The sequence below is a fragment of the Serratia sp. SSNIH1 genome (assembly GCF_002935055.1).
GTDB classification, from domain to species: Bacteria; Pseudomonadota; Gammaproteobacteria; order Enterobacterales; family Enterobacteriaceae; genus Serratia; species Serratia nevei.
Genome location: NZ_CP026383.1, coordinates 3,913,149 through 3,931,227 on the forward strand (window position 1 = coordinate 3,913,149; position 18,079 = coordinate 3,931,227).

An 18,079-nucleotide genomic window follows, 5' to 3' on the forward strand; every position below is an offset into this window, starting at 1 on the left:
GCGAAAGCGTATGACGCGGCGCGCACTGCGCCGCAAAGAGGCCTACAGCGCGCCGCTGTTCAGGCCGAAAGCGTTGAGCATGGTGCCCAGTTTGGCGGCGGTTTCCATCCACTCGGACTGCGGCGTCGAGGCGGCGACGATGCCCGCGCCGGCGAACAGCCGTACCCGGTTGCCGCGCAGCAGGCCGCTGCGGATGACGATCGCCCACTCACCGTCGCCGTTGGCGTCGCACCAGCCGACGATGCCGCTGAACAGGCCGCGATCGTGCGGTTCCAGATCGGCGATCAGTTGGCGGGCGCTCTCGGTCGGGAAGCCGCACAGCGCCGGCGTCGGATGCAGCAGGCAGGCCAGCTGCATCACGTTGAGATTCGGGTTCAGCAGCTCGCCGCGAATGCGGGTGGACAGGTGCCACATGGTGCCGGTGCTGAGCAACGACGGGCCGCTGGGCACGCTCAGGCTGGCGCACAATGGCGCCAGGTGGCGGCGAATGTCGTCGATCACCAGCTTGTGTTCGTATTTGTCTTTGGTCGAGCGCATCAGGCGCTCGCTGCCGAGGCGATCCTGCTGCGGATCGTCCTGACGGCGCGCCGAGCCCGCCAGCGGATTGGTGTGGATCTCGCCTCCCTGCTTGCGGATCAGCAGTTCCGGGCTGGCGCCGATCAGCACGCCGCCATCGGCCAGCGGCAGGGAAAAGTGGTAGCCGGTCGGGTTCTGCACCATCAGGTTATTGAGGATCTGGTGGCCCGCCACCGGCTGCTCCAGCTCGATGTCGAGGATGCGCGACAGCACCGCCTTGTCCAGCTTGCCCTGTTTAAAGCGGCTGACCGCTTCCGCCACCGCGTGCTTGAAGCGCGGCTCGTCCGGAATGCTGGTGCAGGCGGCCAGGCGATGCGCCTGTTGCAGCATCGGGCGCGCGGCGCGGGTAAAGCTGTCGTTGGCGACAAACTGGCAGTTTTCAGGCACGTACAGTCTGGAAGGCCGGCGCGTATCGAACGGAATGGCGCCCACTACCACCGGCGTCTCCTGGCCGGCGGCTTTGGCGCGCGCCAGCACCTGGCGGATATGCTGCGCCAGCGCGCTGCCTTCCTGCTCGCCGCCGAACGCCGGCGTCTCGATACGCTCGAACACGCCATCGGCGAAGAGGGAACGGAATTCGGACCGGTACAAAAAGGTCGATTGTTCGGCGTACACAAACCCGGGGAAGGTTTGGTTTTCTGTCGTCAGTGTCGCCACTAGACCACTCCTTTGTTGCGCCTTACCAATGATAATGTTTATGCGAATAATTATCATTAGCTATAAAAGGAGGATAAATTACACCGGATCCCCACCGTGGGTCAATCTCCGATGAATGAATCTTTCCGCCCGCTGCGGCAAATCCGCGTTACGGCAAAGTAAGAAATAACACACTGTTATGATTGTGTTTTAGCAGAAAATAAAAGTCGTGACGTCGTCACCTTCACGCCAAAAGCGCCCGTTAAACCGGCGGCCGGCGGGGCAATTTGGCGTCAACGTCTTAAGCAGCGCTAATACAAACGTCTGCCGCTGCATATCCACGGCGACCATGCGCGCATCGAGAAAATCGAAGTAACAGCGCACCTGCGGATAAAGCGCCTTGAACAGGCTCTCTTTGGCGGAAAACGTCAGCGTCAGCAGTTCATTGAACGGCAGCGCCTCGCGCAGCAACGCCTCGCGCTCCCCCGCCGAAACGATCGCGCCCCACAGCTCCTCCGCCCGCACGTCGGAGAGCAGCGTCTCCACATCCAGCCCAACGCCGCCCAGCCCGCTCTCGCGGTGCACGGCGCACAGCGCGGTATCAGAATTATGGCTCAGCGCCCCGGCGATGCCCGGCGGCCACTGCGGCGCGCGATCTTCGCCGCGCGCCAGGGTGAAATCGGCAAAACCGAGCGGCGCCAACAGTTGCCGCGCCAGAAAACGCCCGGCCAGATACTCCGCGCGGCGCTTCGGCACCGCGCGCGCCAGATGATCCGGCAGCGCAAAGCCCGCCTCGGGAAAACTCTCGTCACGATACTCCGCCAGCGCAAAATGGCAGCGCGCCACCTGGCCCGGATAGCCGTCCGGCGTGAAAAATTCGATATGGCGGATAAAAGTAGGCAACGGCGGTATCCATGATAAGCAGGCAGGCTGATGATGTTAGCCCCCGAAACGGCCTGCAACAATGACCCTGGGCAAAATAAATGGCGTTAAGGCCCGCACAGCGGCGCGTTAGCCGGGATGGGGAGAGGCCTCTCCCCCGCATTCGGGAGAGAGGCTGAGCATTACAAGATGCCTTTCATGGTCTTTTCGAAATCGCTCCAGGCGCAGAAACCGTCCTTGTCGATCGGGCAGCCTTTCAGCGCCAGCGTCACCCGCTGCGGCGGGGTTTGCAGCGTCAGCGGCGTCGCCTTGCGCAGCTGTTCGGTGGACTGATAGACGTACTCGATCTTCAGCAATTCACGGTCGTTCTGCGCGTCGCGCCAGCGCTGGAACACCAGTTTGCCACCGATCGGCGTTTTCTCGTATTGCTGCGGCAGCTGATACGGCTGGAACTGCATGGCCGACAGCAGCGAGGCAATATTGGAATCGTGGCCGACCAGCACCGTCAGCTTCGGCGCGTCCGGTTTGCGCTCGCCGAGCAGCGCGTTGTTGATGTAGGTCAGCAGCGGCTTGGCAACGTTCTGCGCCACCACCGGTGAGGTGAACAGCGAGTCCTGATAGCCGTCTTTCAGCTGCGCCAGCTGCTGCCACTGGTGCGGGGTGGCGATTTTGCCCCAGGCCACCTCTTTCATCGGGAAACCTTCGTAATACTGCAGCATAAAGGCGTCCACCAGCGAGTTGCCTACCCGCAGCGGGCCGGAAACGCCCGGCTCTTTGCCCGGCACCGCGCTCATCACGCTGGTTTCTTTGGTCAGGTCACAGTGTTTGTCGGTCTTGCAGGCGGCGGAATCCTTGTAGTCGATGATCTTCGCCAGCTGTTGGTAAGAAGCGTCCAGCTTCAGCGAGCCCAGCGCGGCGTTCATCGCCGCCAACGCCTGCTGGTTGAAGGCCTCGCTGGTGTCGGTGATGATCGGGTTGAAGGTCGGATCCATCTCGCCCATCTTGTCCTGATGGTGCACGCTGACGTCACAGCCGGGGAACGCGCCGTTGCTGAAGAACTGCGCGGTGGCCACCGTGCGCTGCAGGCTGTTGGCGTAGACGTACACGCTGCCGGCGGTCGGGCAACCCTCTTGCGGCAACAGGCCGGTCTGCTTCAGCCAGGCGTTGAAGTAGTGCCCCATATACACTTCCAGCACCCCGCCCTTGGTGGTCAGCTGGCCGCCCGGCGTTTCCCAGGCCGGCCAGGCCTTCGGCGTAGACTGCGCCAGCACGCTGCCGTTGTTGGCCAGCGGCGCGCGCAGGTTATGGCGGCTCATGACCAGCACCTGTTCCAGCTGATAACCGCCGGCTTCCGCCAGCGCGTTCCCGGTGAATAACAAAGGCAGGCACAGCAATAACGTTTTTTTTCTCATCCGCAGAGGCTCCCGGAAAATGATTATTTTTAAGGTGTTAGCGTTTGCCCAAGTATGATGGCGGGGTTAGTGTGACAAGTGTGTGACAGGGTTCACGGGAAAGGATCGTAACCGCGGCCACCGGGCGGTGGCCGCGTGGCTTCAACTCAGTACCACAGGCTCATGATCGGCCAGCCGATCAGCAGCAGCGCGGCGATGTACACCACGCCGAGAATGCCGCCCAGGCGCCAGTAGTCTTTCGACTTCACGTAGCCGCAGCCGTAGATGATCACCCCCGGCCCGGTGGCGTACGGCGTCAGCACGCCCATGATACCGATCGACAGCACCAGCAGCATCGACAGCTGCTCCATCGGCACGCCCGGCAACCCTTTACCGACCGCCAGGATCACCGGCAGCATGGTGGCGGTGTGCGCCGACAGGCTGGCGAACAGGTAGTGGGCGAAATAGAACACCAGCACCAGCGCCACCACCGTCATGTTCGGCGAGAAGCCGTCCAGGTGGGTGCTCATGGTCTGGGCGAACCAGTCGATAAAGCCGGAGCGCGTCAGGCCGTTGGCCATCACCACCAGCGTCGCCAGGTTAACCAGCGTGTTCCAGGCGCTGGAATATTTGGTGATCTCTTTCCACGACACCACGTGCAGCGCCAGCATCAGCGACACCGCCAGCAGACACACCGCAGTAGCGTCCAGCATTTTGCCGCCGAACACCCACAGGCACAGGCTGAGCAGCACCAGGCCGATCAGGGTGTATTCCTTGCGCGTCAGCTTGCCCATTTCCCCCAGCGCGGTATCCGCCCAGGCGGCCACTTCGCTGCTGTGGGTCACGCCCGGTTTGTACAGGTAGTAGGAGATCAGCGGCGCGATGATCAGCAGCAGCAGGCCGACCGGCAGGAACGCCAGGAACCACTGCATCCAGCTGATGTGCACCCCGGCGATCTTGCCGACGAACTCGATGCCCAGCACGTTCGGCGCGGCGCCGGTGACGAACATCGAGGAGCTGATGCTGGTGCCGACCACCATCATCCACATCAGGTAACCGCCGATGCGGCGTGAAGAGGGATCGTTGGGGAAGGAATCGAACAGCGGCGGCAGGTTTTTCACCACCGGAAATACCGTGCCGCCGGTGCGCGCGGTGTTGGACGGCGTGAACGGCGCCAGCAGGATATCGATGATCACCACCGCATAGCCCAGCGTCAGCGTGCGCTTGCCCATGAACTTCACCAGGAACAGCGCGATGCGCCGCCCCAGCCCGGTGGCCTCGTAGCCCAGCGCGAAGATAAAGGCGCCGAACACCAGCCAGACGGTGGTGCTGGAGAAGCCCGCCAGCCCCCATTTCAGCGCCTCTTTACCGGCCTTGAAGCCCGGCTCCGCCAGCTCCTGCGCGCCGAACAGCACCCAGTTGGCGCTCAGCACGCTGACGGTCACTGCGATAAAGCTGATGGCGGTGGCCGGGATCGGCTCCAGAATCATGCCGACGATCATCGCCACGAAGATGGCGAAGTAGTGCCAGGCCTGCGGCGGCATGCCGTCGGGCACCGGTATCAATAACAGGATCGCGAGCACCGCCAGCGGTGCTATCGCTTTCCAGATCTTTTCCTGGGTTTGGGACATAGGGACTCTCCTGAAGGCTTGGTTATTATTCTTGGGCACCCAGCTGCGCCAGCAGCCAGGTCACTATCAACAGGTCGGCACTGCCGCCGGGGCTGAGGTTGCGGGCGATGCAGTCGGCATCGAAGCGCCGCAGGCGCGCCAGACCCGCCTCCCCCGCCGAGCCGCCCTGTGCCAGCAGCAATGCCGCCCGGCGCCGCAGCCAGCGCAGCCCGTGCAGGCCGCCGCGCGAGGCGACGTTGGTGTCGTCGTTGTGGGCCATCAGCCACAGCAGGCTGTCCAGCAGCGCCCGCTGTTCGTCGTCGCCGCCGGCCAGCCGTTGCCGATACAGCGGCAGCGCGCCGTCAATGACCAGCCGGAAACCGGCCTCCGCCTCGCCGCGCGCGCCGCTCAGCCCGTGTGCGGCGAACAGCCGCTGGCCGGCGGTCTGCCCGGCGTTGTTGCGCCGCAGCTCGCGATCCACCAGCCCCCGGCACATCGCCGCCACCTCGGCGCACAGCGCTTCGGCGCCGATGGCGCGGCCCTGCTGCTGCAGGCGGCCGAAGGCGGTGCACAGCAACCCGAGCGAGAACACGCTGCCCTTGTGGGTGTTAATGCCGCCGGTAGCGCGAAACATCTGGTTTTCGCAGGCCAGGCCGAGCGGCCGCAGCCGCGCCAGCTGCTGCTCTGCCGGCAAAGTGGCGTCTTCGCGCCCGCGTTGGATAAAGCGCGGCAGCCACACGCCGATGGCGCGGGCGCTGCGATAGAAGTGCCCGAGATCCATGTCGCGGTGGGCGCCGGTGTTATGGCGATCCACCAGCCCCGGCTTGGGCGTGAGGTTGACTTCCACCAGCAGCGCGCGGAAAGCGGCGCGGGCGAAGTCGCAGGCCGGTTCGGCACGGTGGGCGGGCAGGTTAATCGGCAGAGATCGCATCGTTGAACATCCTTTCCATTTCATGCAGCAGCTGCTCGCTGCTGTGCCGCCGCTGGCGGGCGCAGATCTTGGCCGGTTGGCCGCACAGCAGGCAGCGCCGTTCCGGCAGGCCGATGTCGCGGCGCGACAAAATGCGCCCCTGCGTATCCAGCACGTCGATATCCCACAGCCGGCCGATCGGGCGGCTCACCTCCAGCTGCATGGCGCAGTCCTTCACCCGCTGGGCATCGGCGCGCAGCGCGACAAACCCTTCGCAGCCGGTGGAGAGCGCCAGCGCCTCGGCCTGCGGGCTGGGCCAACCCTGTTCGGCGCACAGCCGCAGCAGCGCCGTCCACCCCAGGTTGAAGATGCCGCGCGTCAGCGCGCTGTCCTTCACCGGGCCGGGCACCACCAGCGTCAGCACCAGCAGCGTGCACTCGTGCTGCGCCAGCCATGCCTGCTGCCGCGCCTGGCGGCATTCGCGGCTGGTGAGCAGCGCCGGCAGGCTGACCGCACGTTCGGCGGCCAGTTGGGGATCGACGGCGGCCATCGCTTACTCCGCCACCTGATGCACCACGTCGATCACCGAGCCGTCGCGGTAGCGCACCACCGCCACCACCTTGTCGGTAAAGGCGATCGGCTGCGGTTCGCCGGTCAGCTGCAGCGCACGGGCGCGCAGCCAGTCGATGCTCACCACCTCGAGGCCGGCCTCCCGCAGACGCTGCGCCAGCTCCGGCCGCGCCGGGTTGACGGCGATGCCGTGGTCGGTCACCAGAATGTCGATGCTGGAGCCCGGCGTGACACAGGTAGTCACCTGCTCCACCAGCGTCGGGATGCGCCCGCGCACCAACGGCGCAACGATGATCGCCAGCCGCGCGGCGGCGGCGGTATCGCAGTGGCCGCCGGACGCGCCGCGCAGCACGCCGTCGGAGCCGGTCAGCACGTTAACGTTGAAGCCGGTGTCGATTTCCAGCGCGCTCAGCACCACCACGTCGAGCCGATCGACCGACGCGCCCTTGGAACTGAAGTTGGCGTACTGGTTGGCGCTGATTTCGATATGGCGCGGGTTGCGCGCCAGCGAGGTCGCCGCCGCCCGATCGAAGCTCTGCACGTCCAGCAGCTTGCCGATCAGCCCTTTCTCGTGCAGATCCACCATGGTCGAGGTGATGCCGCCGAGGGCGAACGCGGCGCGAATGCCGCGGGCGCGCATCTTGTCCTCCAGGAACCGGGTCACCGCCAGCGAGGCGCCGCCGGTGCCGGTTTGCAGCGAGAAGCCTTCGGTGAAGTAGCCGGAACCGGCGATCACCTCGGCGGCGCGGCGGGCGATCAGCAGCTCGCGCGGGTTCGAGGTCATGCGCGTGGCGTCGGCGCCGATCTTGTCGGCGTCGCCCACCCGCTCCAGCTGCACGATCAGATCCACCCGATCCTGCGCCAGGCTGGCGGGATGATGCGGGTACGGCACCAGCTGCTCGGTCAGCAGCACCACGGTGCCCGCCGCCTCGGCGTCCACCCGCGCATAGCCGAGCGAGCCGCAGCAGGCTTCACCGCTGTAGCCGTTGGCGTTGCCGAACTCATCGCAGGCCGGCACGCCAAGGAAGGCCACGTCTATCTTCAGCTCGCCGGATTCGATCAGGTTGACCCGGCCGCCGTGCGAGTGAATTTGCACCGGCTCCGCCAGCAGGCCGCGCGAAACGGCGTCCGCCAGCGGGCCGCGCAGCCCGGAGGTGTAGATGCGGCTCACCACGCCGTGGCGGATATGCTCAACCAGCGGCGCATGGCAGTCGGTCAGCGAGCTGGACGCCAGCGTCAGGTTGCGGAACCCCATCGCCGCCAGCGTCTCCATCACCTGATTGAGCGCCAAATCGCCACCGCGAAACGCATGGTGGAAGGAAATGGTCATGCCGTCCTGCAGTCCGCTGCGGCGCACCGCTTCCTGCAAGGAGTCGCACAGCTTGAGATCGCGCGGTTTGCGCGCCTGCAGGTTGGCTTTGGACACGTCCTGATAGCCCGGCAGATCCGCCGGGTTGGCGAAGGTCATCAATCGTTGTTGGCGGTTCATCATGCTTCCTCCCCGTGCTGCGCCGGTTCTTCCCGTAAGCCGGACAGCGCGGCGCGCTCCAGCACCAGCCGGGCGCGCTCAATCACCGGGCTGTCGACCATTTTTCCGTTGAGCGACACCACGCCGCGCCCTTCTCGCTCCGCCGCTTCGGCGGCGTCCACTACCCGCTGCGCGTGCGCCACCTCTTTGGCGGTCGGCGCGTACAGGTTGTGCAGCAGCTCAATCTGGCGCGGGTTAATCAGCGATTTGCCGTCGAAGCCGAGCTGTTTGATCAGTGCCGCTTCCTGCAGGAAGCCGGCCTCGTTATTGGCGTCGGAATAGACGGTGTCGAACGCCTGAATGCCGGCGGCGCGCGCCGCCTGCAGCAACGAGCAGCGGGCGAACAGCAGCTCGATGCCCTCCGGCGAGCGCTCGGTGCGCAGGTTGCGCACGTAGTCTTCCGCCCCCAGCGCGATGCCGATCAGCCGCGGCGAAGCATGCGCGATCGCCACCGCGTTGGTGATGCCCTGCGCCGATTCGATCGCCGCCAGCAGCCCGGTGCTGCCGACCGGCCGGCCGCAGGCCGCTTCGATGGCGGCAATCTCGCGCTCCATGTCGACAACGTCCTGCGCGCTGTCGGTCTTCGGCAGGCGCACGATGTCCGCGCCGCCGCGCACCACCGCCTGCAGGTCCGCCAGGCCGTAGGCGGAGTCGAGCGCATTGACGCGCACGATGGTTTCCACCTCCTGGTACAGCGGGTGCTGCAGCGCGTGGTACACCAGCCGGCGCGCCGCATCTTTTTCACGCAGGACAACCGAGTCTTCCAGATCGAACATCAGCGCATCGGCCTGGTAGATAAAGGCGTTGCTGACCATCGCCGCGTTGGCGCCGGGGACGAACAACATGCTGCGGCGCAGCCGGCTTTTATTCAGCGTTTTCATCTTTCGCCTCCCACGGCAGTTGGCCGCCCTCGCAGGCGCGCATCAGTGCCGTTTCCAGCCGGGCGCGCAGCACGCAGTCCAGCGCCCCCTTGTCGTCGACGATCACCTGCACCGGCTCCACCTCATAGCGCTGCAGTACCTCCAGCAGGGTGTGGCGGATCGCCGCGCCGAACTGTTTTTCCACGCTGCTGGCGATCAACAGATCGTGCTGCGGCCCCTCGGCGGGCGCGATGCGCACCATGACATCGCTGGATTCCAGCGTGCCGGCCATTGCTTCTCGGATAATTTTCATCATTCACCTGATTGTGCGGACTCAAAAGGATGCGGGGCCGCCTTGGCCCGGCGCTGCGTTTGCAGATCCTGCAGGTAGTACAGGGTGTCCGGCGGCACCAGCGGCGCGGCGGCGTGGAAGTCCCCCGCCGCCAGCAGCTTGCGCACCCAGGAGGCGGAGATCGCCGTGCCCTGATATTGCAAACGCTCGATTTCCACCAGCGCGATCGGCGGGCTGGGCAGCGCCGGCGTTTCCAGCCAGTAGCGCATGTCGCGGTTGTATTTCGCGGTCACCGCGCAGAACGGTTCGTTGCCGACGAAGCGGTGCGTAATGCCCAGCGCGGGCGCCAGATACTGGCGGAAGATCTTCAGATCGATTTCGGTGTAACAGTCGTCGGCCACGCCCTGATCCTTGATGAAGTAACAGGGGAAGGTGGCGCGCGAGATCACGTACTGCGAGCCTTCGTGTACCCTGAGGTTGGGGATATCGGCGGTGCCGGCCAGCACCAGTCGGCGGCGGTCTTCATAGCTGAAGCGCGAGGTGTTTTCCTTCACCAGAAACAGGTGCAGCCAGTCGCAGCGTTTGGCCGCCTGACGCACCAGATACTGATGCCCGCGGGTGAAGGGATTGGCGTTCATCACGATGCTGCCGATGATGTCGCCCGGCCGGCGCTGGCTCGCCAGCTGGGCGGCGTAGCGCTTCAGGCGGCACGGGCTATTTTCCATCAGCACCACGATGCCCGGCACGGTGGCGATCGGGTAGAAACCGCACTGGCGGAACAGCGGCTCGTTCTGCACCTTGGTGTAGATAAACAGCTGAGTGTGGTGGCGCTCGTAGGCCAGGTTCACCAGCTCGGTCGCCAGCGCCAGCGCCAACCCTTCGCCGCGCATCAGCGGGCTGATGGCGACGCATTTGATAATATTGTCGGCGATGCCGCCGCAGGCAACCAATTTGTCGTGCTGGGTAACGGTAATAAATATTTCAACCGTGGTGTCGATATTCAGATCGTTACTGCGCAAGAAGGTGCTTATTTCCGAAATCGCTTTATGATCCGATCGCTTTACCCGATTAAATACGGCATCGCCTAACATAACACGCTCTCTGGGTTAACTGGCAAACAACAAATTAAATACAAAAAGGCATTTTAATTAACATCATAAAGACTAATTAAAACCTTAAAAACCATGGAGATAAACGCCGTCTCGCGTTCGATAAATCAATGGTAAACAGAAAAAAAACGCCGATTATTGACCTATTTCACAAACCGATTCCGGTTAATAAGTTATTTAATGTTCTTTATTTACTTAATTAATCTTATGGTGTTTATTATTGAGATAATCTTTATTTGGCGCCGCAATTTACTTACATTCATTTAGCATCTTGATTGCAATAGCAGGTTTCATTATGGAATGGCTGAACATCCTGATCGTTGAAGACGAAACGCCGCTGGCGGAAATGCACGCGGAGTTTATCCGCCAGAACGGCGGCTGCCGCCAGATTTGGCTGGCCGGCACCCTGGCGCAGGCGCGCGCCATGACCGAGCGTTTCAAGCCGGACCTGATCCTGCTGGACAACTTTCTGCCCGACGGCCAGGGCATCACCCTGCTGCGCGAACTGACGCTGAGCGGGTATCGCGGCGGCATCGTGTTCATCACCGCCGCCAGCGACATGGCCACCGTGGCCGAGGCTTTGCGTTACGGCGTGTTCGACTACCTGATCAAACCGCTGGCCTATGACCGGCTGAGCCAGACCCTGCAGCGCTTCAGCCAACGCCGCGAAGCGCTGAAGGACAAAGCGCGCCTCAACCAGCGCCGCATCGACGAGATGTTCAACACCTACGCCCGCGGCGAACAGCAGGCGGCGCTGCCCGCCGGCATCGACGAGCTGACGCTGGGTAAGGTCCGCGCGCTGTTTGCCGAACCCGCCGCGCGCCACACCGCTGAAAGCGTTGCGCAAAAAATGGGGCTCAGCCGCACCACCGCGCGCCGTTATCTGGAGTTTTGCACCGCCGCACAGCAGCTGCGCGCCGAGATCATTTACGGCAAGGTCGGCCGCCCGCAGCGGATCTACCGCGCCGGCGAACCGCATTAACGGTTATTTGATCGCCCTTGCAAGGTTGCGTGTAACCGCTTTACTTTTTATGCGCCGGTCAGCATCTTGGTGAGCATCACCTAGCCGACTGGACGATCGCCGATGCCCGCTGCGCCCCTTGCTTCCCTGACCGAGATCCTCGCCCGCCGTGACTGGCAAAACCCGGCCTGCACCCACTCCCGCCGGCTGGACGCCCACCCGCCGTTCGCCAGCTGGCGCACGGTGGAAGACGCGCGCGACGACGCCCCCAGCGCCAGCCGCAGGTCGCTGAACGGCGAGTGGCGCTTCAGCTATTTCCCGCGCCCAGAGGCGGCGCCGGAAGGCTGGCTGCAGCAGGATCTGCCGGACGCCGCCCCGCTGGCGGTGCCGAGCAACTGGCAGCTCGCCGGCTACGATGCGCCGATCTATACCAACGTGCGCTACCCGTTCCCGGTCGATCCGCCGCGCGTGCCGGAAGACAACCCAACCGGCTGCTACTCGCGCACCTTCAGCGTCGATCCGGCCTGGCTGGCCGCCGGCCAGACGCGCGTCATCTTCGACGGCGTCAACTCGGCGTTCTATTTGTGGTGCAACGGCCACTGGGTCGGCTATTCGCAGGACAGCCGCCTGCCGGCGGAGTTCGATCTCAGCCCGTGGCTGCAGCCGGGAGAAAACCGGCTGGCGGTGATGGTGCTGCGCTGGTGCGACGGCAGCTATCTCGAAGATCAGGACATGTGGCGCATGAGCGGCATCTTCCGCGACGTCAGCCTGCTGCACAAACCCGCCGCGCACCTGAGCGATGTGCGCATCACCACGCCGCTGCATGACAGCTTTACCCGCGGCGAACTGGTGGTGACGGCGCGCGCCAGCCGGCCCGGCCCGCTGCAGGTGCAGGTTCAGCTGTGGCGCGATGGCACACGGGTGGCCGAACGCACCCAGCCACTCGGCGGCGAGATCGTGGACGAGCGCGGCGCCTATGACGATCGGGTCACGCTGCGCCTGCCGGTGGAACGCCCGGCGCTGTGGAGCGCCGAAACGCCCGCGCTGTATCGCGCCACCGTCGCCCTGCTCTCACCCGAGGGGGAGGTCATCGAGGTGGAGGCCTATGACGTCGGCTTCCGCCAGGTAGAAATCAGCGGCGGGTTGCTGAAGCTCAACGGGCAGCCGCTGCTGATCCGCGGCGTTAACCGCCACGAGCATCATCCGCGCCACGGCCAGGTGATGGACGAGGCGACGATGCGCCACGACATCCTGCTGATGAAGCAGCACAACTTCAACGCGGTGCGCTGTTCCCATTACCCCAACCACCCGCTGTGGTACCGGCTGTGCGACCGCTACGGGCTGTACGTGGTGGACGAAGCCAATATCGAGACCCACGGCATGCAGCCGATGAACCGCCTGGCTGACGATCCGCTGTGGCTGCCGGCGATGAGCGAGCGCGTCACTCGCATGGTGCAGCGCGATCGCAACCACCCTTGCATCATTATCTGGTCGCTGGGCAACGAGTCCGGCCACGGCGTGAACCACGACGCGCTGTACCGCTGGGTGAAAAGCCAGGATCCGACCCGCCCGGTGCAATATGAAGGCGGCGGCGCCGACACCGCCGCTACCGACATCATCTGCCCGATGTATGCGCGAGTGGATCAGGATCAGCCGTTCCCGGCGGTGCCCAAATGGGCGCTCGGCAAGTGGATCGGCCTGCCGGAGGAACAGCGGCCGCTGATCCTGTGCGAATACGCCCACGCGATGGGCAACAGTTTCGGCGGTTTCGAGCGCTACTGGCGCGCGTTCCACGCACATCCGCGCCTGCAGGGCGGCTTTGTCTGGGACTGGGTCGATCAGGCGCTGATCAAACGCGACGCCCAGGGCGAAGAACACTGGGCCTACGGCGGTGACTTCGGCGATACCCCCAACGATCGCCAGTTCTGCCTGAACGGGCTGGTGTTCGCGGATCGCACCCCGCATCCGGCGCTGTTCGAAGCGCAGCGGGCGCAACAGCTGTTCCGTTTCGCCTTCGACGCCGCCTCGCTGACGCTGACCGTCACCAGCGATTACCTGTTCCGCCACACCGACAACGAGCAGCTCAACTGGCGGCTGGAGCTGGACGGCGTGGAGCGCGCCAGCGGCAGCTTCGATCTGGCGCTGACGCCGCAGGGCAGCCATAGCTTCACCCTGCTCGATCGCCTGCCGATGCTGCATCAGCCCGGCGAGCTGTGGCTGAACGTGGAGGTGGTGCAGCCGCAGGCCACCGACTGGTCCGAAGCGCACCACCGCTGCGCCTGGGATCAGTGGCGGGTGCCGCGCGCGCTGCATCCCGCGCCGCCGCCGGCGCAGGGCGTGCCGCCCACGCTGACTGAAAACGAGCAGGGGCTGACCCTCACCCACGGCGACCAGCGCTGGCGCTTCGAGCGCAGCAGCGGCCATCTGACGCAGTGGTGGCAGAATGAGCAGCCGCAGCTGCTGACGCCGCTGCGCGACGGTTTTGCCCGCGCGCCGATCGATAACGACATCGGCGTCAGCGAGGCGGACCATATCGATCCCAACGCCTGGGTCGAACGCTGGAAGCTGGCAGGCCTGTACCGGCTGGAGGAACGCTGCACGCGGCTGCAGGCCGATGCGCTGCAAAACGGCGTGCGGGTGGTGAGCGAACACCAGTTCGGCGTGGACGAGCAGATTTTGCTGATTAGCCGCAAGCAGTGGCTGTTCGACGCGCTGGGCGCGGTGAGCGTGAACGTGGAGGTCGAGGTGGCCGACGCCCTGCCGCCGCCGGCGCGCATCGGCCTGCACTGCCAACTGGCGACGGTGCAGCCGCAGGTGGAATGGCTGGGCCTGGGCCCGCACGAGAACTACCCGGATCGCCGCCTGGCCGCGCAGCACGGGCGCTGGCGCCTGCCGCTGGCGGATCTGCACACGCCGTATATTTTCCCCGGCGAGAACGGCCTGCGCTGCGACACCCGCAGCCTGCGCTACGGCGGCTGGCGCATCGACGGCCGCTTCCACTTCTCGCTCAGCCGCTACGGGCTGCAACAGCTGATGGCCTGCAGCCACCAGCATCTGCTGCAGCCGGAAGCGGGCACCTGGCTGCACCTGGACGGTTTCCATATGGGGGTGGGCGGCGACGACTCCTGGAGCCCGAGCGTGCACCGGGATTACCTGCTCACCGCCGGCATTTACCGCTATCAGCTGCGCCTGCAGCGGGCGCCAGAGAGCTAAATCTGCCAAAAAACTCAACGGGTTGCGCATTCTGTAAGCAAACAGTCACAGAATGTGTAATCCGCCTTTGACATGCCGACGGCGCCTCGCTATTATTCGCCCCGTTCACACGATTCCTCTGTAGTTCAGTCGGTAGAACGGCGGACTGTTAATCCGTATGTCACTGGTTCGAGTCCAGTCAGAGGAGCCATATTTAGAGAAGCCCGCTCAGGGAAACCTGAGCGGGCTTTTTGCTGTTGGGAGGTCATCATCGATGATCCCCTGCACTCTCCCTACCCGAAACCGTTCAGCCATCCGTTGAACGGGTAAGTTTCTCCCATTGTTCAATTTCCTTGCCTAACGCCTCAAGCTTTTGCCGCACCAAACTTAATGCGTCACTACCTAACAACAGATGCGTGGGTGGGTTCCGGCTCTCGATCAATGCCAGCATGGCGCGAGCCGCCTTCACGGGATCGCCCAGTTGCTTGCCGCTTTTTTCCTGGCGCGCCTGACGAACAGGTTCAAATAACGCGTCATAGTCCGGGAGACAGCGAGGGCTGCGTACCATTGAACGCCCGGCCCAGTCCGTCCGAAACGAGCCCGGCGCCACGGCGGTCACGTGTAGGTTGAACGGGGCAAGCTCTTTACTTAAGGTTTCTGATATCCCTTCCAGTGCAAATTTGCTGCCGCAGTAATAGCTGATACCGGGCAAGGTAATGAAACTGCCCATTGAGGTGATATTGATAATGTGGCCGCGACGGCGTTGGCGCATGCCTGGTAGCACGGCTTTGATCATCGCCACTGCGCCAAACACATTGACGTCAAACTGGCGGCGCAGCTCTGCAAGCGGGGATTCTTCCAGAATGCCTTCGTGGCCGTAACCGGCATTGTTCACCAGCACATCTATTGGACCGACGGCGGACTCAATCTTTCCAACCACCTCATCAATACGCTCAACGTCCGTGACATCAAGCAGATAGCCAAAAGCCCGCTGCGTATCGAGCGCGCCGAAAGCCTGCAGTGCTTCGCTGTTGCGCACCGTCCCTACAACCCGATGCCCTACGGCGAGGGCTTCCCGTGCCAGCGCCTGGCCAAAGCCACTGCTGACGCCGGTGATTAAAATCGTTTTTGCAGATGCCATAAAAAGAACTCCCGTGAACCATGAAGGTTGCATGGTATTCTCTACTCTGCCGCATTTTTAGGCCGTATCTTCTCTTTTTCTTGCCTGATTTTATGAGGTGGTGGGATGTCCGACATGATTGCCCTGATGAATAAACTTGCGGTGCAAGAGGGATACAACCTCACTGCCCTACCTGATGTGCGAATTTTACGTTCCGATCGCCCGCTTGCCAGAACGCCGGTGCTTTACGATCCGGGGATCGTGATCGTCTGCCAGGGCAGCAAACGCGGCTATTTCGGTCAACAGACCTATTTATATGATGAGCAGCACTACCTGGCGGTTTCGGTGCCGGTGCCGTTTGTGATGGAAACCGACGCGTCGTCAGCACATCCGCTGCTGGCGATTTATATGCATCTGGATTTTCAGCTTGCCGCTGAACTGATGTTACAGATTGAACAGCATGGCGCCCCGCATCCTCCCGTCGCGCCGCAAAGCATGATGTCGAGCCCCATGGACGACAGGGTAAAAATGGCCGTACTTCGCTTACTTGACGTCCTGACCAACCCGCTTGAGGCGGCGATCCTCGGCCCGGCGCGGGTGCGTGAGCTTTATTTCCGCGTGCTGACAGGCGCACAGGGCAACGCAATGCGTGCCGCGCTGGCCTTGCAGGGCCAGTTTGGCAAAATCGGTAAAGCGTTGCAGCACATCCATGCCGCTTACGCGGAGCCGTTAACGCTGACGCAGCTGGCGATAAGAGCCGGCATGAGCGTGCCGACCTTTCATAGCCATTTCAAGGCGATAACGCAGATGCCGCCAATGCAGTATGTGAAATCGGTACGCCTGCACCAGGCACGGATGCTGATGGTACGCCAACAAATCACCGCCGCCGCCGCGAGTTACGCCGTTGGCTATGAAAGCCCATCGCAATTTAACCGCGAATTCAAACGTCTGTTTGGCCTGCCACCGGCAGAGGAGATAAAACGCATGCAGCGTCACTTCGCCATTCCGCCCGCGCAGCCTGCCTCGGTATTTGTTTCGTCGCACTGAGGCTTATTTGGGCAGGCGAACGATAGTCCGCTATGAGCGAGGAGCGGACTTTACTTACGTCCACTTTCACAAATAAGCAAAACAAATGCTTTATTTTGAAGCAACAAGAACATTTTTATTTACTGAGATCAATTTTACAAACACCACCCAGCTCTGAATCTTTTTTAACCATTAGCATTAAATCCGGAATGGCATTTATTGATTGTTGTATGTAATTTCTCCCATCATTTACATCCCCTTTCGCACATAATATTTTAGCCGCATTAATGGCCATGTATTTTCTTACTTTATCATTATCACTGCCAATCCTAAGCGCAATGGAAATACTATTCATTGCATCAGTATAATTTCCTGCTCTAAATTGTGCATAAGCTTTTTGATTCCACAAAGAAGCATCTACGGGTGTCATTTTAGTTGCCTGGGAGAATGACTCTGCTGCCTCCAGAAAATTTTTATTTTGCAAATAGTTGAACCCAAGACTCTTGTAATGCTCGATGCTGTAAGTCGGCTTATCTTGGCTACCTACTGATTGATTTTTGTTTTTTGATAAGCAGTTTGTTTGAACCTTTGCAATCATGATATTTTTCTTTTCTGATGAAGAATAGTAAGCATCAGCATAAGATTTTATTTTCCCAATTGATAACTCTCCATCTTTTTGGCATTCTTCATAGCTTGTTCTTAAAAAATCAATATCAAGTTTCTGTGAATTCAAACCTTGCTCTGCACTCTTTATGAATAACTCTTTATTTTGAATGGAGAGAATACTTTGCGCGTTTTGTCTCTCGAAAGCAAGTCTTTCATCGTTTTGACTTTTTGTTATCCAAATATTTGCTATTCCCATTGGGAGAGTTGCAATAAAAACCATTGTTAATTCAGTTATCTTGATTTTATTTTCAGTGTTCAATGTCGACATCTATTTATCATCCAAGTCTAGATTTTAATTATAACTGTTATCGGCAATAGAGTAATTTTCTTTATTTATAAACCCATTGATGGTGGTATGTGTATATATTTAGGTGGCATATGTAATGTCCGCTCCTGGCACAAAACCAACCGCCAGAGTCCCCACGCCGGCATTTCCCCACCCCATTCCACACTCCAGCAGCGCCCCCCGGCGTTGCCGTCGGTGTGAATCCGCAAAGCGGCAGCCACAATCACCACCATAACGCCAACGTTTGGCCAATCCCCCCAGCGAAACCCACTCTTTTATCTAAGAAGATTCCTAACCCAGATGACGGAAATCCCTCCCTGGCGCCAATACTCAGGTTAACCCGCAGATTTACAGTAATAACCCTGTAAAAACAATCGATAAGCGAATTGTTCGCACTCGATAAGTTGCGTCTATCCTTTCGCTATGGGCGCCTGCCGCCCATCGTTCGCTGCGGCTCGCGGCAT

General features: G+C 61.8%; 15 protein-coding genes and 1 tRNA gene. 4 read left to right on the forward strand and 12 right to left on the reverse strand.

Going from position 1 to position 18,079, the window contains the following annotated elements; translation table 11 throughout:
* Window positions 1–42: 42 nt before the first annotated feature.
* From C3F38_RS18890 to citC, 10 genes are all read right to left on the reverse strand, one after another.
* Window positions 43–1,233, reverse strand: a complete 1,191-nt coding sequence (locus C3F38_RS18890; RefSeq protein ID WP_055317518.1) for an isochorismate synthase MenF — start codon at window positions 1,231–1,233, stop codon at window positions 43–45.
* Between the two features lie 189 nt (window positions 1,234–1,422).
* Window positions 1,423–2,115, reverse strand: a complete 693-nt coding sequence (locus C3F38_RS18895) for a 4'-phosphopantetheinyl transferase (protein ID WP_038877995.1) — start codon at window positions 2,113–2,115, stop codon at window positions 1,423–1,425.
* A 161-nt stretch (window positions 2,116–2,276) separates the two neighbouring features.
* Window positions 2,277–3,506: a bifunctional glucose-1-phosphatase/inositol phosphatase gene (gene agp / locus C3F38_RS18900; RefSeq protein WP_038877993.1), complete on the reverse strand. Its 1,230-nt coding sequence runs from the start codon at window positions 3,504–3,506 to the stop codon at window positions 2,277–2,279.
* 146 nt (window positions 3,507–3,652) lie between these two features.
* Window positions 3,653–5,116 carry an anion permease gene (locus C3F38_RS18905; RefSeq protein WP_004940821.1) on the reverse strand — a complete coding sequence of 488 codons (1,464 nt, stop codon included), beginning with the start codon at window positions 5,114–5,116 and terminating at the stop codon, window positions 3,653–3,655.
* Window positions 5,117–5,141: 25 nt separating this feature from the next.
* On the reverse strand, window positions 5,142–6,026 hold the full coding sequence (gene citG / locus C3F38_RS18910; protein WP_038877991.1) for a triphosphoribosyl-dephospho-CoA synthase CitG: 885 nt from the start codon (window positions 6,024–6,026) through the stop codon (window positions 5,142–5,144).
* Window positions 6,007–6,555, reverse strand: coding sequence for a citrate lyase holo-[acyl-carrier protein] synthase (gene citX / locus C3F38_RS18915; protein ID WP_038877989.1), 549 nt, complete (start codon window positions 6,553–6,555; stop codon window positions 6,007–6,009). Before citX ends, citG begins: the two co-directional genes overlap by 20 nt.
* Window positions 6,556–6,558: 3 nt before the next feature.
* Complete coding sequence (citF, locus tag C3F38_RS18920) at window positions 6,559–8,064, reverse strand: citrate lyase subunit alpha (protein WP_028130661.1); 1,506 nt, start codon at window positions 8,062–8,064, stop codon at window positions 6,559–6,561.
* The gene (gene citE, locus C3F38_RS18925; RefSeq protein ID WP_055317519.1) at window positions 8,064–8,984 is read right to left on the reverse strand and encodes a citrate (pro-3S)-lyase subunit beta; all 921 of its coding nucleotides are present in this window, start codon (window positions 8,982–8,984) and stop codon (window positions 8,064–8,066) included. Before citE ends, citF begins: the two co-directional genes overlap by 1 nt.
* On the reverse strand, window positions 8,968–9,276 hold the full coding sequence (citD, locus tag C3F38_RS18930) for a citrate lyase acyl carrier protein (protein WP_019452464.1): 309 nt from the start codon (window positions 9,274–9,276) through the stop codon (window positions 8,968–8,970). Before citD ends, citE begins: the two co-directional genes overlap by 17 nt.
* Window positions 9,276–10,346 carry a [citrate (pro-3S)-lyase] ligase gene (citC, locus tag C3F38_RS18935; protein WP_055317520.1) on the reverse strand — a complete coding sequence of 357 codons (1,071 nt, stop codon included), beginning with the start codon at window positions 10,344–10,346 and terminating at the stop codon, window positions 9,276–9,278. The genes citD and citC overlap by 1 nt, the downstream gene beginning before the upstream one ends.
* A gap of 313 nt (window positions 10,347–10,659) precedes the next feature.
* Here citC and dpiA point away from each other — a divergent pair, with 313 nt between their 5' ends.
* From dpiA to C3F38_RS18950, 3 genes are all read left to right on the forward strand, one after another.
* Entirely contained in the window at window positions 10,660–11,346 is a 687-nt protein-coding gene (gene dpiA / locus C3F38_RS18940; RefSeq protein ID WP_021505854.1) for a two-component response regulator DpiA, read from the forward strand.
* Between the two features lie 102 nt (window positions 11,347–11,448).
* On the forward strand, window positions 11,449–14,538 hold the full coding sequence (locus tag C3F38_RS18945) for a beta-galactosidase (protein WP_055317521.1): 3,090 nt from the start codon (window positions 11,449–11,451) through the stop codon (window positions 14,536–14,538).
* Between the two features lie 114 nt (window positions 14,539–14,652).
* Window positions 14,653–14,728: transfer RNA gene (locus C3F38_RS18950), tRNA-Asn, on the forward strand.
* Window positions 14,729–14,824: 96 nt separating this feature from the next.
* Here the strand turns inward: C3F38_RS18950 and C3F38_RS18955 are convergent.
* Window positions 14,825–15,658 carry an oxidoreductase gene (locus C3F38_RS18955; protein ID WP_055312007.1) on the reverse strand — a complete coding sequence of 278 codons (834 nt, stop codon included), beginning with the start codon at window positions 15,656–15,658 and terminating at the stop codon, window positions 14,825–14,827.
* A 105-nt stretch (window positions 15,659–15,763) separates the two neighbouring features.
* Between C3F38_RS18955 and C3F38_RS18960 the strand changes: the two genes are divergently transcribed.
* Window positions 15,764–16,684, forward strand: a complete 921-nt coding sequence (locus C3F38_RS18960; protein WP_055312008.1) for an AraC family transcriptional regulator — start codon at window positions 15,764–15,766, stop codon at window positions 16,682–16,684.
* A 115-nt stretch (window positions 16,685–16,799) separates the two neighbouring features.
* On the opposite strand, the gene C3F38_RS18965 is transcribed toward C3F38_RS18960, so the two are convergent.
* On the reverse strand, window positions 16,800–17,597 hold the full coding sequence (locus C3F38_RS18965; RefSeq protein WP_055317522.1) for a tetratricopeptide repeat protein: 798 nt from the start codon (window positions 17,595–17,597) through the stop codon (window positions 16,800–16,802).
* Window positions 17,598–18,079 lie beyond the last annotated feature (482 nt).

Coding starts and splice junctions, on each gene's coding strand:
- C3F38_RS18905 (WP_004940821.1), bottom strand. CDS start 5,116: ATGTCCCAAACCCAGGAAAAGATCTGGAAAGCGATAGCACCGCTGGCG.
- dpiA (WP_021505854.1), top strand. CDS start 10,660: ATGGAATGGCTGAACATCCTGATCGTTGAAGACGAAACGCCGCTGGCG.
- citE (WP_055317519.1), bottom strand. CDS start 8,984: ATGAAAACGCTGAATAAAAGCCGGCTGCGCCGCAGCATGTTGTTCGTC.
- citC (WP_055317520.1), bottom strand. CDS start 10,346: ATGTTAGGCGATGCCGTATTTAATCGGGTAAAGCGATCGGATCATAAA.
- agp (WP_038877993.1), bottom strand. CDS start 3,506: ATGAGAAAAAAAACGTTATTGCTGTGCCTGCCTTTGTTATTCACCGGG.
- citG (WP_038877991.1), bottom strand. CDS start 6,026: ATGCGATCTCTGCCGATTAACCTGCCCGCCCACCGTGCCGAACCGGCC.
- citX (WP_038877989.1), bottom strand. CDS start 6,555: ATGGCCGCCGTCGATCCCCAACTGGCCGCCGAACGTGCGGTCAGCCTG.
- citF (WP_028130661.1), bottom strand. CDS start 8,064: ATGAACCGCCAACAACGATTGATGACCTTCGCCAACCCGGCGGATCTG.
- C3F38_RS18945 (WP_055317521.1), top strand. CDS start 11,449: ATGCCCGCTGCGCCCCTTGCTTCCCTGACCGAGATCCTCGCCCGCCGT.
- C3F38_RS18960 (WP_055312008.1), top strand. CDS start 15,764: ATGTCCGACATGATTGCCCTGATGAATAAACTTGCGGTGCAAGAGGGA.
- citD (WP_019452464.1), bottom strand. CDS start 9,276: ATGAAAATTATCCGAGAAGCAATGGCCGGCACGCTGGAATCCAGCGAT.
- C3F38_RS18965 (WP_055317522.1), bottom strand. CDS start 17,597: ATGTCGACATTGAACACTGAAAATAAAATCAAGATAACTGAATTAACA.
- C3F38_RS18955 (WP_055312007.1), bottom strand. CDS start 15,658: ATGGCATCTGCAAAAACGATTTTAATCACCGGCGTCAGCAGTGGCTTT.